Origin of the sequence: Microbacterium wangyouchuni, assembly GCF_051546305.1 — a bacterium.
In the GTDB taxonomy this organism is placed as follows: domain Bacteria; phylum Actinomycetota; class Actinomycetes; order Actinomycetales; family Microbacteriaceae; genus Microbacterium.
Map to the genome: position 1 here is coordinate 1 of NZ_JBPTMA010000009.1, position 14,484 is coordinate 14,484.

13 protein-coding genes are annotated in these 14,484 nt (G+C 66.0%); 10 read left to right on the forward strand and 3 right to left on the reverse strand.

The features are described 5' to 3' along the window. Nucleotides 1-520: 520 nt before the first annotated feature. Nucleotides 521-1,615, reverse strand: a complete 1,095-nt coding sequence (locus ACSS7Z_RS14600; protein ID WP_438255602.1) for a PQQ-dependent sugar dehydrogenase — start codon at nucleotides 1,613-1,615, stop codon at nucleotides 521-523. A 198-nt stretch (nucleotides 1,616-1,813) separates the two neighbouring features. On the opposite strand from ACSS7Z_RS14600, the gene ACSS7Z_RS14605 reads away from it, so the two are divergent. From ACSS7Z_RS14605 to ACSS7Z_RS14620, 4 genes are read left to right on the forward strand one after another with little or no spacing between them, the layout of a single operon-like run. Continuing rightward, complete coding sequence (locus ACSS7Z_RS14605) at nucleotides 1,814-2,362, forward strand: TetR/AcrR family transcriptional regulator (protein ID WP_438255603.1); 549 nt, start codon at nucleotides 1,814-1,816, stop codon at nucleotides 2,360-2,362. Continuing rightward, complete coding sequence (locus ACSS7Z_RS14610) at nucleotides 2,359-3,945, forward strand: MDR family MFS transporter (protein WP_438255604.1); 1,587 nt, start codon at nucleotides 2,359-2,361, stop codon at nucleotides 3,943-3,945. Before ACSS7Z_RS14605 ends, ACSS7Z_RS14610 begins: the two co-directional genes overlap by 4 nt. A 40-nt stretch (nucleotides 3,946-3,985) precedes the next feature. Further along, nucleotides 3,986-4,993 (forward strand): NAD-dependent epimerase/dehydratase family protein, encoded by a 1,008-nt coding sequence (locus ACSS7Z_RS14615; protein ID WP_438255605.1) that lies wholly within the window; start codon nucleotides 3,986-3,988, stop codon nucleotides 4,991-4,993. Between the two features lie 10 nt (nucleotides 4,994-5,003). Then, nucleotides 5,004-5,990 carry an aldo/keto reductase gene (locus ACSS7Z_RS14620; protein ID WP_438255606.1) on the forward strand — a complete coding sequence of 329 codons (987 nt, stop codon included), beginning with the start codon at nucleotides 5,004-5,006 and terminating at the stop codon, nucleotides 5,988-5,990. Nucleotides 5,991-6,013: 23 nt separating this feature from the next. Here the strand turns inward: ACSS7Z_RS14620 and ACSS7Z_RS14625 are convergent, their stop codons facing one another. Both ACSS7Z_RS14625 and ACSS7Z_RS14630 read right to left on the reverse strand, forming a co-directional pair. Further along, on the reverse strand, nucleotides 6,014-6,988 hold the full coding sequence (locus ACSS7Z_RS14625; RefSeq protein WP_438255607.1) for a serine hydrolase domain-containing protein: 975 nt from the start codon (nucleotides 6,986-6,988) through the stop codon (nucleotides 6,014-6,016). Continuing rightward, nucleotides 6,988-8,748: a glycoside hydrolase family 35 protein gene (locus tag ACSS7Z_RS14630; protein ID WP_438255608.1), complete on the reverse strand. Its 1,761-nt coding sequence runs from the start codon at nucleotides 8,746-8,748 to the stop codon at nucleotides 6,988-6,990. Before ACSS7Z_RS14630 ends, ACSS7Z_RS14625 begins: the two co-directional genes overlap by 1 nt. A 75-nt stretch (nucleotides 8,749-8,823) precedes the next feature. Between ACSS7Z_RS14630 and ACSS7Z_RS14635 the strand changes: the two genes are divergently transcribed. The 6 genes from ACSS7Z_RS14635 to ACSS7Z_RS14660 are packed head-to-tail and all read left to right on the forward strand — an operon-like array spanning nucleotide 8,824 to nucleotide 14,384. Continuing rightward, the gene (locus ACSS7Z_RS14635) at nucleotides 8,824-10,599 is read left to right on the forward strand and encodes an ABC transporter ATP-binding protein (protein WP_438255609.1); all 1,776 of its coding nucleotides are present in this window, start codon (nucleotides 8,824-8,826) and stop codon (nucleotides 10,597-10,599) included. Nucleotides 10,600-10,638: 39 nt separating this feature from the next. Continuing rightward, complete coding sequence (locus tag ACSS7Z_RS14640) at nucleotides 10,639-10,794, forward strand: hypothetical protein (protein WP_438255610.1); 156 nt, start codon at nucleotides 10,639-10,641, stop codon at nucleotides 10,792-10,794. Then, nucleotides 10,791-11,684 carry a DUF6807 domain-containing protein gene (locus ACSS7Z_RS14645; protein ID WP_438255611.1) on the forward strand — a complete coding sequence of 298 codons (894 nt, stop codon included), beginning with the start codon at nucleotides 10,791-10,793 and terminating at the stop codon, nucleotides 11,682-11,684. The genes ACSS7Z_RS14640 and ACSS7Z_RS14645 overlap by 4 nt, the downstream gene beginning before the upstream one ends. Further along, complete coding sequence (locus ACSS7Z_RS14650; RefSeq protein WP_438255612.1) at nucleotides 11,681-12,409, forward strand: cupin domain-containing protein; 729 nt, start codon at nucleotides 11,681-11,683, stop codon at nucleotides 12,407-12,409. The genes ACSS7Z_RS14645 and ACSS7Z_RS14650 overlap by 4 nt, the downstream gene beginning before the upstream one ends. Next, nucleotides 12,406-13,500 carry a Gfo/Idh/MocA family protein gene (locus ACSS7Z_RS14655; protein ID WP_438255613.1) on the forward strand — a complete coding sequence of 365 codons (1,095 nt, stop codon included), beginning with the start codon at nucleotides 12,406-12,408 and terminating at the stop codon, nucleotides 13,498-13,500. Before ACSS7Z_RS14650 ends, ACSS7Z_RS14655 begins: the two co-directional genes overlap by 4 nt. Next, complete coding sequence (locus tag ACSS7Z_RS14660) at nucleotides 13,497-14,384, forward strand: family 43 glycosylhydrolase (protein ID WP_438255614.1); 888 nt, start codon at nucleotides 13,497-13,499, stop codon at nucleotides 14,382-14,384. Before ACSS7Z_RS14655 ends, ACSS7Z_RS14660 begins: the two co-directional genes overlap by 4 nt. Nucleotides 14,385-14,484 lie beyond the last annotated feature (100 nt).

Below are 14,484 nucleotides of genomic sequence, written 5' to 3' on the forward strand. Positions count from 1 at the left end.
CGAGGCATCGACAGCCTCCCCAGCATCAGAACCACGACCAACGAAAACCCTGACTAGACTGCCCAAAACCGTTCACTTTTCGAACGCCGAAAACGTTCAAAGTTCGAGCGCCGTCGACATCCGTGCCCCCATTTTGCGTCAAACTGAACAAGGGTCAACCCCGCTGAGACGGGCTGAGCCCAGATTTTCCAAATCCGGAAACCGCGTAGATCCGGGGTTTCTGACTGTTTCGGGTCGAGGCAGGCCTCAGAAGATGGGGTTCAAATCCCTCCGTCTCCGCCATAAAATCCCTGGTCAGAAGCTGTTTTGCGGGGTTTTTTCCCCACATTCTGTGGGCCCCTGTTCAAATCCCACAGTCTCTGACTCCACGGGCGGCCATAGTCAAATGGCACCTGCGGCACGCCTCTCGCCGCAGGCTTGATCGAGGGTCATGCAGGATGATGTGTTCGAACCGCTTCACTTCTAGTGTCACCAATTAGTTCAATCTTGCGTCGACCACTCATCGACCAGCGGGATGGCGCTATCCCCAGGTCACTTCGATGAGGCGATCATCGTCGGCATCGGGTTCTCCTCGTCCGTCAGTGTTGTTTGTGATGAACCAGATGGTGCCGTCTGGTGTGACGGTGACATCGCGGATGCGGCCGTACTCGCCGCTGTAGTAGTCGGTTGACGCCGTGGGGTCGGCGACGGGAACTGTTCGGAGTACTGTTCCGCGGAGGTTTGCGATGAACAGAGTGCCATCAAGATGGGTCATGCCGCTGGGGCTGGCAATGCTCGGTCCCCATTGCTGCACGGGATCCGTGAAGTCGTCGTTGTTCGCGATGCCTTCTACTGTGGGCCATCCGTAGTTGGCGCCGGGGGTGATGATGTTCAGTTCGTCCCAGGTGTTCTGCCCGAACTCGGTTGCGAACATGGTGCCGTCGTCCGCCCAGGACAGCCCTTGGGGGTTGCGGTGTCCGTAGCTGTACACGAGCGAGTCGGCAAACGGATTGTCGTCCGGGACTTCGCCGTCGATGGTCATGCGGAGGATCTTGCCGCCCAAGGAATCCAGATCTTGGGCGGCGCTGCCCTGACCAGCATCGCCGGTGGTGGCGTAGAGCATGCCGTCGGCGCCGAATGCCAGGCGTCCGCCATCGTGATAGCTCGCAGAAGGTATCTCGTCGAGGATCGTCATGGCGTCGCCCAGCGCGAGTGATCCCGGTGCGCCAGTCACGTCGTAGCGTTGGATTCGGTTTCCGTCCGTCCCGGTCGAGTAGACATAGAGCCGCCCGTCGCCCACGGTCATGCCGAGAAGCCCGCCTTCGCCGGCATGGTCGATGCCCGCCACCGTTCCGATCTCGCGTGTGCTGCCATCGTCTGCGAGTTCAAGGATGCGGCCGCTGTCGCGCTCGCTGATTAGTGGGGTGCCGTCGAGGAAGACGACTGACCATGGTGCGTTCAGACCGGTAGCGACCGCGCGTGGTGTCCCGAACGGTGCGTCCGCTTGATCCGTCACCGCGTGGTCGCTCGCCGGGGGAGCGGATGGTTCTGGTGTCGCGGTGGTGCAGGAAGTGAGAAGGATGCTGAGTCCGATGGTGGCGGCAAGCGTACCGGTGGCGCGGTTCATGCTTCTCATGGGATGACCTCAATCGTGACGAATCGGTAGCGGGCGTCGTTTTGCTTTGGTCATTTCGTCAGCCCGCTGCACTGCATAATACGTTATCTGCATCTCGTGCATAATTGCAGATCGTGCAATAATGCGTACGTGCAACAACCAGAAGGGCTGAGAGCCCGTAAGCAGCGGCAGACGCGAGATGCGATCCATCGAGCGGCCGTGGACCTGGCTTTCGAACTCGGGCCAGAAGCGGCGACGGTCGCCGAGATCAGCGCGCGCGTTGACATCTCGCCGCGCACGTTCTTCAACTACTACCCGACCAAAGAAGATGCGTTCGTCGGCCTGCACGAGGGGCTGCCGAGCGACGACGAACTCGACGTGTTGCGCTCCGGAACCTCCGACGATCTCATCGGCGACATTCTGACGCTCATGCTCGGAGTCTTCACGCCCAGCGACGAGACACTGCTTGAACAGCGCAGGGCACTGATGGCGCAGCATCCGCAGCTCATTCAGCGGCAGTGGGCCCGAATGATCGGCGTCGAGCAGCGCATCGCCGGTGCTGTTGCCGACCGAATGCGGACCGGAGGCGCCTTCACTGCACTGTCGGAGATCGACGATGCAGCGCGTGCTCTGGTTGTGACGTGCAATGCGGTGCTCCGCCTGAGCATCCGAAAGGTCATCGAGGGGCACACCTCGGCCGCTGATATCCGACCCCAGGTCGACGAAACTCTGCATACCCTTCGAGAGGTATTGCGTACGCTGCCATGATTGTTTCCTCGACCACTCCACGGCCCCGCTCGCACGAGTCGCGGCGGGGCATCATCCTGCTCTTCATCGGGCTGGTTCTGGCGATGCTGCTCGCCTCGCTCAGCCAGACGGTGCTCAGCGCCGCGATGCCCACGATGGTCGGTGAACTCGGCGGCGTCGACCAGATGCTGTGGGTGATGACCGCCTACATCCTCGCCTCGACCATCATGATGCCGATCTACGGCAAGATGAGCGACCTGATCGGTCGTAAAGGGCCGATGATCTTCGCGATAGTGACGTTCATGGCGGGCTCCGTGATCGGTGCGCTCGCCCCCGACATGACGGTGCTCATCGTCGGACGAATCGTGCAGGGGCTCGGCGGCGGCGGGCTCATCATCCTGTCGCAGGCGATTATCGCCGATGTCGTTCCGGCGCGCGAGCGTGGCAAATACATGGGCATCATCGGCGCTGTCTTCGCTGTGTCGTCGGTGGCCGGCCCGCTCCTTGGCGGCTGGCTCACCGAAGAGGTCGATTGGCGTTGGACCTTCTGGATCAACATCCCCCTCGGCGCTCTCGCGCTTGCGGCGGCGATCACTCTGCTGCATCTGCCGAAGGGCACGAACTCGAAGCCGAAGATCGACGTGTTCGGGATGATGACGCTCGCGGCGGCAACGGCGAGTCTCATCCTGGTCGCCTCCTGGGGCGGCAATGACTACGAATGGACGTCCCCGGTCATCCTTTCGCTCATCGCGGCAACCGTCGTGTTCGGGGTGCTGTTCGTTTTCGCGGAACGGCACGCCGTCGAGCCGATCATCCCGCTGGTCCTGTTCCGGCACCGCAACTTCAACCTCGCCACCGCCGCGGGCCTGCTCATCGGCGTCGCGATGTTCGGCGCGATCGGGTATCTGCCGACCTATCTGCAGATGACATTCGGTGCGGATGCCACGATGGCGGGCATCCTCATGGTTCCGATGATGGGCATGATGCTGGTCACCTCACTGCTCAGCGGCTGGCTCGTGAGCAAGTACGGGCGCTACAAATGGATGCCGATCGTTGGGGCGGCTTTGGTCGCGCTCGGACTGGTTCTGCTGGGAACGATGACGCCCGAGACCCCGCTGTGGCGCTTCTGCATGGACGTGGGCATGCTGGGAATGGGCCTGGGCATCAACATGCAGATTCTTGTGCTGATCGTGCAGAACACGTTCCCGAACCGGGTGGTGGGCACAGCGACTGCCGCGAACAACTTCTTCCGTCAGATCGGCGCCTCGCTGGGCAGCGCGGTGATCGGGAGCCTGTTCGCCGTGAGGTTGGTGGACATCATCGGAGCTCGGCTTCCTTCTGGTGCTGCGGCAGCCCAGGTCGGCGATATCGCTTCGCTCACTCCGCACAGTGTGCTGGAGCTGCCGGCATCCGTGCACGAGGTCGTGGTGCACGGATACAACGACGCGCTGACCCCACTCCTGCTCGGCATGGCGCCTCTTGCGCTTGTCGCGGTCGTGCTGCTGTGCTTCATCAAGGAGGTGCCGCTGAAGACGACCGTCGAACGCGATATCGCGCCGGACGCCGTCGGCGAGAGCCAGCTCATCACTGATGAAGGGGTGTGAGCCGCGCGCGTTCAGCAGGCCGCATCGATAGAGTGCAGACATGGCTCAGATGAAGGTGCTGTTCATCGGCGGGACGGGGATCATCTCCTCGGCAGCAAGCGCACTCGCGGCGCAGCGTGGCATGGAGGTGACGCTGCTCAACCGCGGGCAGTCCCGCCGTGCGCCCGCGGAGGGCGTCGAGGTGCTGACGGCTGACATCTCGGATGCGGCGGCGGTCGATGCCACGCTCGGTGGCCGTGAGTACGACGTCGTCGTGGACATGGTCGCGTTCACACCCGACCAGGTGCAGCGCGATATCGATCGCTTCGAAGGTCGCACGGGGCAATACGTCTTCATCAGCTCCGCATCCGCCTACCAGAAGCCGATTGCACGTCTGCCGATCACGGAATCGACGCCGTTGCGCAATCCCCACTGGCAGTACTCTCGCGACAAGATCGCATGCGAGGAGCTGCTCGCTCGGGCGTATCGTGACCGGGCGTTCCCGGTGACGGTGCTGCGCCCATCGCACACCTACGACAAGTGGACGATCCCCGCATTCGGCGGTTGGACGGCGATCGACAGAATCCGGCGCGGCGAGGAGATCGTCGTTCACGGTGACGGTACGTCGCTGTGGACGCTCACACATGCGAGTGACTTCGCGGTCGGATTCGTCGGACTCCTCGGCAACCCGCTCGCTTACGGCGACACATTCCAGATCACCAGCGATTTCGTCTACACATGGAACGAGATCTACACGATCCTCGGTCGAGCAGCAGGGGCGGAACCGAAGCTCCGTTACGCCACCAGCGCCGAGATCGAGCAGGCAGCTCCCGAGCGCGCAGGTCAGCTCACCGGCGACATGGCGCACTCCGTGATCTTCGACAACACGAAGATCCGTCGAGTGGTGCCCGACTTCAACCCGACCGTCGCGTTCCACCTCGCGGCTCGGGAGATCATCGAATGGCATGACGCCCACCCGGAGCTGCAACGCGTCGACCCTGCTGTGGACGCGCTCTTCGCTGAGCTGTTGTCTCGCAGTCCGGGCCGCGCTCACCCCGGTTCACCGTAGACTCGGCCCCATGCAGCATCGCTCCCTGGGTCGCACTGGCCGCGACGTCTCCACCATCGGTCTCGGAACCTGGCAGCTCGGTGCCGATTGGGGCGAGGTGAGCGAAGCTGACGCCCGTGCCGTGCTCGATGCGAGTGCGGAATCCGGAGTCACCTTCTTCGACACAGCCGACGTCTACGGCGACGGACGCAGCGAATCGATCATCGGACAGTGGCGACGCGACAACGCGGATGTCGAGCTGACGGTCGCCACCAAGATGGGCCGCCGCGCGGAGCAGATCCCGGCCAACTATGTGTACGAGAACTTCCATGAGTGGACCGATCGCAGTCGCCGCAATCTCGGCGTCGACACGCTCGACCTCGTGCAGCTGCACTGCCCGCCGACGGCGGTGTACGCCGACGATGCTGTGTTCGACGCGCTCGATCGCCTCGTCGAGGAGGGGGCTATCGCGAACTACGGTGTGAGCGTCGAGACGACTGCCGAAGCGCTCGCCGCGATCGCGCGCCCCCGCGTCGCGACGGTACAGATCATCCTCAACGCATTCCGGTTGAAGCCGCTCGACGAGGTTCTTCCGGCAGCGCGCGAAGCCGGTGTCGGCATCATCACGCGAGTGCCGCTGGCAAGTGGACTTCTCTCGGGTCGCTACTCCCGCGACACGGTCTTCGCCGCGAACGATCACCGCACCTTCAACAGGCAGGGTGAGGCCTTTGACCAGGGGGAGACCTTCTCCGGCGTCGACTACGACGAGGGCGTGGAAGCGGCGCACGAGTTCTCCACACTCGCCCAGAACGTCGGGCTCGAGCCGGCCACAGCCGCCCTCGCGTGGGTCTCACAGCTCCCGGGCGTCTCGTCTGTCATTCCTGGTGCTCGCAGCGTCGCGCAGGCCCGATCGAACGCGGCGGCGGGCTCGGTGCCGGAACTCGACGAGGCCTTCACCGCGTCCGTGCGGGAGCTCTACGACCGCCGCTTCCGCGCCGCCGTCCACCCGCGCTGGTGACGGGGGCAACCCCCTGAGGGCTGTCAGAAGGCCGCGATGATCGCGTTGTCGAGCTGATCGAGCTCGACTCCATCGCGCATCGCGCGGTTCGTCAGCAGAACCCAGGCGAGTCCTGCAGTCGGGTGCACCCAGAACTCCGTGCCGGCCCAACCGCCGTGGCCGAAGATGTCGCGATCGATAAGACCGGGAGCGCGCGTGCGCAGGTTCCAGGTGAATCCCCAGTCCTGCCCGCGCTCGGCGATGTACGGCTCCAGCCGGGGGATGTCGCCGGTCAGCGGGCGGCGCATCATCGCCAGGGTCGACGGATGCAGGATGCCACCCCGCTCGCCCGTGCCGATCCGCAGGAGCGCGGAGCCGAGGCGCAGCAGATCATCAGCGCGTCCTGCAAAGCCTGCGCCGGGGGAACGTTTGAGGGCAAATCGTTCCATGTCGACGCCGGCGGCGGAGGCATCCGCAACGGTGTGCGCGTCGGACAGGTCGAGACTCAGCCCATCCGCGCCGATCTCGGCTGCCCAGGCACTGACCTCGGCGTCCCAGGTGCCGCCGGTTGCCTGCTCGATGAGCGCGGCGATGCCCTCGAAGGCGAGCGTCGAGTATCGCGAAGCGGTACCCGCAACGAAGTCGCGGCCCTGCGCGAGCAACTCCTCCCGCATCGGACTCACGGAGTCCATCGGGGGCTCGCTGATCCCTGACGTGTGACTGACAAGATGCCGCAGCCGCACGATGTCATCGCGTCCGGCGCCGAACCCGGGCAGTGCCGCGGTCAGCGGGGTGTCCGGGGTCAGCAAGCCGCGCTCGATCGCACGAGCCGCGGCTATGCCGGTGAGCGGCTTCGTGATCGAGAACAGTGGGTAGCGGTCGTCGATCCGAGCATCGCCGAACGCCTCCAGTGCGACCGTGCCATCGGCCGTTGCTACGCCGAGTACGGCGGTAGGAAGGCGTTCGGCCTCGACGTGTCGTCGGACCCAGTCGAATGCGGCGTTGAATGCGGGGGCCATCACTCGACCTCGTGCCCGAGATCGGGGCGGGCGAGGAACCGGGCCGTCGCGTCGGTCACTGCTTCGAGTTCGACGATGACGACCTGATTGTCTCCGGCACGCGTCACCGGCGCTGGCACATACAGGGTCCGTTGCGGGCCGCGGCGCCAGTACCGTCCGAGGAAGAAACCGTTCACCCAGGCGTAGCCCTTGCCCCAGCCGCGGGTGTCGAGGAAGAGGTCCGCCCGCTCGTCGAGCACGAACGCGCCGCGCAAGCCCACCGGACCGGAAGCGCGGCCGTTCACGATCAGCGCGGTATCGGTCGCGGCATCCGCCACTGCCCGGCCGAGCGCCGGCACGTCGATCGTGCGCACCTGCCACGGGCCCGCTACGGGGTCACCGTCGATGCGAGGGGCGTCGATGAGGCCCTTTGCCTCGCCGATCCGGGTGTCGTAGTTGACGCGGCCGGCCTCTTCGACGAGAAGCTCCAGCCGATTGCCGGCGGGAAGCATCAGGCTGTCGTCGCCGATGCTGCGCTGCAGACGACCGACCGGCTGCGCGTCACGCGAGACCCACGCGTAGTCGCGGATCTCGGCCTCGAGCACACCGGGGCTCGAGGTATGAGCCGAAGCCGAGTACTCCACGAGCACGACGTCCGCGCCGAGCTCGTCCATCGTCGCAGGCGTCTCGAAGGCGCCGCGATCGGTCGCAGTCAGGTCCAGCGGATCGGCGACCGCCTCGAACGGGACGGAGAACGTCGGGGCATCTGCCGGCGTCGTAAGCGGCAGATCGGGAACCGGCGCGTGCTTCGCGATAACCTCGCGGAAGGCGTGGAACTTCTCGGTCAGATCGCCTGATTCGGTGATCGGCGAGTCGTAGTCGTAGCTGGTGACCATCGGCAGGTAACGCCCGGAGTCGTTCGCGCCCGCGGTGAGACCGAAGTTCGTGCCGCCGTGCACCATGTAGATGTTGACGGATGCTCCGGCGGCGAGCAGCCGGTCAAGGTCAGCGGCGCTGTCGGCGAACGCGGTGGTGTGATGCTTCTCGCCCCAGTGGTCGAACCAGCCGCACCAGAACTCCATGCACATCATCGGCCCGGTGCTCTGGTGTTCGCGCAGGGTTGCGAGACGCTCCGCGATGCGTCCGCCGAACGAGCCGGTCTTGTGCAGCGCGGGGTGCGCGCCGCCGGCGAGCATGTGCGGGATGGGCTGGTCGACCTGAGTCAGGGGCACGCTGATGCCGCCAGCGCGGGTGGTGGTGACGAGGGTGTCGAGGTAGGCGGTGTCGGATCCGTAGGCCCCGTACTCGTTCTCGATTTGCACGAGGATGACGCTGCCGCCGTTGTCGATCTGGCGGGGCGCGATGATCGCGTTCACCTTCTCGAGGTACGCGGTGACCTCGGCGAGGTAAGCAGGGTCGGAGCTGCGCAGCCGCAGCGACTTGTCGGCGGTCAACCACGTCGGAAGTCCGCCGTTGTGCCACTCCGCGCAGATATAGGGTCCGGGCCGCACGATCGCGTGCATCCCTTCTTCGGCGATGATGTCGAGGAACCTGCCGAGGTCGACGTCTCCGTCTTCGCGCCACTGGCCCTTGACCGGTTCATGCGCGTTCCAGGGCACGTAGGTCTCGATCGCGTTCAGCCCCATGAGGCGCGCCTTGCGGATGCGGTCGCGCCACAGATCGGGGTGCACCCGGGGGTAATGCATGGCGCCGGAGATGATCTGGTGCGGCTGGCCGTCGAGTAGGAAGTCGGTCTCACCGATGAGGAAGCGCGAAGTCACGCCGTCAGCCTACCCCGCTCGGGCAAGCGCTTTCCAAGTGGCGGGATGCTGTGCTCGAGGGGCTAGCATGGACTCGTGACACGGAGAGCGCTTTCCCGGATTCCCGACCTCATCGACGGGTCTCACCCGACGCGGTCGGTGCTGAGGCTGCTCCGGCGCCGGCCAGGACGGATGCTCGTCGCTGTTCTCGCCTTCACGATGAAGGAGGTCCCGCTGTGGTTCCTGCCCGTCGTCACAGCAGCCATCATCGACATCGTCGCAGGACGGGGCGAGGTATCGGCAGTGGTGTGGTGGTTCGTGCTTGCGTCCGTCCTGCTGCTGCAGAACTACCCGAACCACATCCTCTATACCCGCAATTTCATGACCGTCGTGCGCGATACCGGCGCCGACCTGCGTAATGCCCTGGCCGCCCGGTTGCAGAGTCTGTCGATCGGATACCACACGCGAGTCAGCTCTTCGATCGTGCAGACCAAGGTCGTCCGCGACGTCGAGAACGTCGAACTCATGCTGCAGCAGGTCACGCATCCGCTGCTGTCCGCTGCGATGGTGATGACCGGTGCCCTCGCGATGACGGCGATCGCCGTGCCGCAGTTCCTGCCGGTATATGCACTGGCCGTGCCGATCGCGATCGGCATCCGCTACGGCATGCGCAACCGCTCCCGGGCGCGCAACGAGGTGTTCCGCCGCGAAGTCGAGACGCTCTCCGCACGTGTGGGGGAGATGGCATCACTCATCCCGGTCACCCGTGCCCACGGCCTCGAGGAGACCGCCGTCACCCGGGTGGCCAGCGGCGCGGACGGCGTGCGGCGTGCGGGTCTTCACCTGGACATGCTCAACGGGCACGTCGCTTCTATCTCCTGGGTTGCGATGCAGCTGCTCGGTGTCGGATGCCTCGTGCTCGCCGCGGTATTCTCACTCACCGACTTCCTGCCGATCACGCCCGGTGAAGTCGTGTTGCTGTCGACATACTTCACGCTGCTCACCGGTGGGCTCACCCAACTTCTCATGCTCATCCCGGTCGGTGCTCGAGGTCTGGAATCGGTGCGCTCGATCGCCGAAGTTCTGCAGGAGCCCGACCTCGAACTCAACGAGGGCCGACGTGCGATCGCTGCCGTCGACGGCGCGATCACCCTCGAGAAGGCCTCGCACCGCTATGCGGATGCCGAAACGGATGCCCTGCACGAGATCGACCTCGAGATCCCCGCCGGCGCGACCGTTGCCTTCGTCGGGTCATCCGGATCAGGTAAATCGACGCTCCTGAACCTCGTGCTCGGCTTCGTGCGCCCCAGCGGCGGACGCATCCTGCTCGACGGCCTCGATATGCAGACGCTCGACATGCGCACGGTGCGCCGGTTCGTCTCGGTCGTCCCGCAGGAATCGGTGCTGTTCGAAGGATCGATCCGCGACAACATCGCGTATGGGATGCCGGATGCCACGGACGAGCGGATCGTCCGGGCGCTGCGCGATGCCAACGCCTGGGACTTCGTGCAGGAGCAGCCGCACGGGTGGAACACCGTCGTCGGTGAGCGCGGCGCGCGGCTGTCCGGCGGGCAGCGGCAGCGCCTTGCCATTGCCCGCGCGCTCGTGCGCGACCCGCGGATCCTGCTGCTCGATGAGGCTACGTCCGCGCTCGATCCGGAATCCGAGGGGCTCGTCAAACAAGCGCTGGAGCGGCTGATGCGCGGGCGCACCACCCTCGTCGTCGCCCACCGCCTATCCACCATTCGACAGGCCGACCGCATCGTCGTGCTCGAACAGGGCCGCATCGTCGAGAGCGGCGCGCACGACGAGCTGCTCGCCGCCGACGGCCGCTACGCGAAGCTGCACCTCACCCAGTCGGGGCTCACCTGAGCCGCGATCTCGAAGAATCCGCGTCCACAAAGGAGTGACATGACAACGGACCGACCGTTCCAGGCGGCCATCATCGGCACCGGAGGGATCGCCGCGGGTGAGACCACGGGCGATGATCCGTTCTTCAGTACGATGTCGGGCGATGCTGTGCCCTGGCATCCTGTCAAAGACCGCACCGAGGAGGCCGTGTCATGACCCTGTCCGCCATCCGCACCGAGTCCGAGTTCGTCGTCCGCGATGGCGATGTGGAGCTGCTCCGTTACGTGTTCGTGCCGGATTCGCCGCAGCTCGAGTCGCCTAAGCCCTACCTCGACCCGTTGCGCACCCGCGCCGGCCGCGTTGTGAGCCTGTTCCGGCCGTGGGACCACGTCTGGCACAAGGGCATCGCCTGGTCGCTGCCGGTCGTCGACGACCAGAACTTCTGGGGCGGGCCGACCTACGTGCACGGGCATGGCTACGTCCAGCTGCCCAACGATGGCACGCAGGCGCATATCGCGGTCACCGCAGTCGAGGAGGGTCAGATTGCCCGCTTCGCGCACGACCTGGAATGGATCACCGAGAACGGCCGCCGTCTGTTCACCGAGCGCCGCGAGCTCACCGCGCGACTACTGGCCCCCGAAGCATGGGCGCTCACGTTCGTGACCGAGATGACCAACATCACGGATGCACCGATTCTGATCGGCTCCCCGACGACGAAGGGCCGCGACAATGCGGGCTACGGCGGGCTATTCTGGCGCGGCCCGCGCTCGTTCACCGACGGAATGCTCGTCACCGCAGACGGCACAGGGACGGGATCCGACATCCGTGGTCAGCGCCATGAGTGGATGGGATTCGCCGGCAGGCACGACGAGATCGACGCGACCTCTCTGCTCGTGATGGTCGACTCGGCCGCCAACCCGCACCATCCGCCGCAGTGGTTTGCGCGCTCCGAGGAATTCGCCGCGCTCAACCCGGCGCCGTTCTTCAGCGAGGAGTTGACGATCGTCCCGGGTGAGACGGTGGTGTTCCGGTACGCGGTTGGGGTCGCGGATGCCGGAGCGCATGCGGCAACGGCACTCGCGGCGCACCTGCGGGAGCTACTGTGACGGGCATCTTCCCCGGCGGGGTCGCCGTCTCCGACCTCGAGGTATACGACTGGGAGGCCGCAGACGGATGCCGAAGCGGATCTCCACACCTGCACACCGCATCGAGCGAGGGGTACGTCGTGATCGCGGGGAGCGGCGCTGTCCAGACGCTGTCGGCCGCGGGATTCGAGGAGCGACCGCTCACCCCCGGCGACGTCGTTTGGTTCTCGCCCGGCACAGTGCACCGCCTGATCAACCACGGCGACCTGCGCCTGCTGGTCGTGATGTCGAACGCCGGCTTGCCGGAAGCGGGCGACGCCGTGCTCACCTTCCCGGCTGAGGTGCTCGACGATCCGGATGCTTACGCTGTGGCGGTCGCTCTGCCCACGGGCGAAGGCCGTGCCGCTGCTGCCCGAGCCCGACGTGATCTCGCGCTGGAGGGGTTCACCGTGCTGCGCGCCGGGGGAGCAGAGGCGCTCGCCCGCTTCCATGAGCGCGCCGTACGACTTGTCCGGCCCCGCACCGCCCAGTGGCGCGCCCAGTGGGAGACGACCGTCGTGGCTGAGACCGCGCGTGTAGACGCGCAGTTGACCGCGCTCGCCGCGGGAGAGCCCGGGCTGATGTCGGCCGCTTCCGTCACCCGCATCGCTCCCACGTCCCCCGAGCGCAGCTACGGCATGTGCGGGCGCCTGCACACCTGGCAATGGGCCGCCGCACCCCCACGAGATTCCGAGGCATTCGCATGACTTCCCTCCTCCGCACCGCGATCGTCGGCACCGGATCCGTCGCCAATCTGCACGCCCAGGCTGTGGCGCTGCATCCACGCGCCGAGCTCGTCGCCGTCACTGACCTGTCGCGCGCCGCCGCCGACGTGTTCGCCGCTCGATACGGCGGACCCGCGGTGCATGACACTCTCGACGAGCTCCTGGCCGCCGAGCATCCCGACGTCGTCCTCATCTGCACGCCGCCGGTCGTGCACCGGGAACAGGCGCTCGCCGCGTTCGCCGCCGGGGCGCATGTCGTGGTGGAGAAGCCCCCGGCGCCGTCGCTGGACGAACTCGACGAGATGCGCGCGGCCGCTGTTGCAGCCGGCTGTCGGCTGGCCGTCGTGTTCCAGCAGCGCACCGGAACCGCAGCAGCGCACGTGCGGCGCCTGCTGCATCAGGGGGCGCTGGGGCGCCCACTGATCGCTCTGTGCCAAACGCTCTGGTATCGCGGCGAGGACTACTTCTCCGTGCCCTGGCGCGGCAAATGGGAGACCGAGGGCGGTGGCACCACATTGGGTCACGGTATTCATCAGCTGGATCTGCTGGGGTTCCTGCTCGGCGACTGGGCGAGTGTGCAGGGGCGCCTGTGGCGGCTCGATCGGGAGACCGAGACGGAGGATGCATCCACGGCGACAGTTACGTTCGCGAACGGCGTCGTCGCGCAGGTCGCCACCAGCGCCGTCTCGCCCCGCGAGACCAGCTCGATCCGCATCGATACGCAGAAGGCGACGGTAACCGTCGACCATCTCTATGGGCACGGACATGAGAACTGGGCGATCACCCCGGCGCCCGGTTTCGAGCATGAGGCTGACGCCTGGTCTCTGCCCTCGGCGGAGGAGCGCAGCGACCACTCGGTGCTGCTGCGGGAGGTATTCGATGCGCTGTTGGATGGTCGGCAGCTCCCGGAGACCGCCGACGAGCCTGCCCGCTCGTTCGAGCTTGTCGCCGCGATCTACGCATCGGCTGCAGCCGACGGTGCGGTGATCACCCCAGCCGATCTGGCGACGCATCCGACGCATCGCTCCGGATTCGCGAGCCCGGTGACCGATATGCGTGGCGTCAGAGGATGACGCTCGCCGAGCTCTACCGTGATCCGGTCTACGACGGCGCGACGGATCCGACCGTCGTCATCGCTGACGGGCGGTGGTCGATGTTCTACACGCAGCGCCGGGCGACGCATCCCGATCCGGGTCCCGGCGTCGCCTGGGTGCACGGTAGTCGCATCGGCGTCGCGCACTCCGAGGACGGGGCGGACTGGACATATGCGGGGACCCTCGAACCGACGTCCGACGGGCTACAGCTATCAGCCTCGGGGCCGCCAGCTTCCACCGATCGTACGCACTGGGCACCCGAGGTCATCTACGACGGCATGTGCTGGCGGATGTACCTCACCGAGATCGACGGGGTGCCCGACCAATGGCCGGGCCATGCGCGCGAGATCGTCGAATATGTCTCCGATGACCTCGCTCGCTGGACGCGCCGCGGCCCGATCGTGCTGTCGAGTGATCGCGTCATCGACGCAGCCGTCGCACGCACGCCGGATGGTGCATGGCGGCTCTGGTACAAGGATGAGGCGGCGGACAGTGTGACCATGGTCGCAACATCGCCCGACCTCGAGGACTGGACTGTCGAGGGCGTCGCGATCGGCGGGCGTCCGCACGAAGGACCGTACGCGTTTGAGCTCGACGGCTGGTGGTGGATGATCGTCGACGAGTGGCGTGGCATGGCCGTGTACCGCTCGACGGATGCGACCGCGTGGGAGCGGCAGGGTGACGCGGACAGCGTGATCCTCGGCGCCGGGAAGATGCCGGGTCTCGGGTTCGGCCATCACGGTGCCGTCGTGCGTGACGGAGAGTGCCTCTGGTTCTATTTTTCGGCCATCCCGAGGGTGCCCAAGAGCGGCGCTGCGCGGTGTATCGAGTGCAGCTGGACGTCGTCGATGACAGGCTCATAACGTCGCTTGCAAAACGTTTCAACGCGTAGTACCGTTGCGGGCAAGCGCTTTCCCGGTTGGTGACTCTTACCGATGGGAGCGCACCCACCCTGCATTCATA

What these genes read in the sequence shown, in the direction of transcription:
- ACSS7Z_RS14600 (WP_438255602.1), bottom strand. Translation starts at nt 1,615, where the DNA reads ATGAGAAGCATGAACCGCGCCACCGGTACGCTTGCCGCCACCATCGGA.
- ACSS7Z_RS14610 (WP_438255604.1), top strand. Translation starts at nt 2,359, where the DNA reads ATGATTGTTTCCTCGACCACTCCACGGCCCCGCTCGCACGAGTCGCGG.
- ACSS7Z_RS14615 (WP_438255605.1), top strand. Translation starts at nt 3,986, where the DNA reads ATGGCTCAGATGAAGGTGCTGTTCATCGGCGGGACGGGGATCATCTCC.
- ACSS7Z_RS14620 (WP_438255606.1), top strand. Translation starts at nt 5,004, where the DNA reads ATGCAGCATCGCTCCCTGGGTCGCACTGGCCGCGACGTCTCCACCATC.
- ACSS7Z_RS14625 (WP_438255607.1), bottom strand. Translation starts at nt 6,988, where the DNA reads ATGGCCCCCGCATTCAACGCCGCATTCGACTGGGTCCGACGACACGTC.
- ACSS7Z_RS14640 (WP_438255610.1), top strand. Translation starts at nt 10,639, where the DNA reads ATGACAACGGACCGACCGTTCCAGGCGGCCATCATCGGCACCGGAGGG.
- ACSS7Z_RS14645 (WP_438255611.1), top strand. Translation starts at nt 10,791, where the DNA reads ATGACCCTGTCCGCCATCCGCACCGAGTCCGAGTTCGTCGTCCGCGAT.
- ACSS7Z_RS14655 (WP_438255613.1), top strand. Translation starts at nt 12,406, where the DNA reads ATGACTTCCCTCCTCCGCACCGCGATCGTCGGCACCGGATCCGTCGCC.
- ACSS7Z_RS14660 (WP_438255614.1), top strand. Translation starts at nt 13,497, where the DNA reads ATGACGCTCGCCGAGCTCTACCGTGATCCGGTCTACGACGGCGCGACG.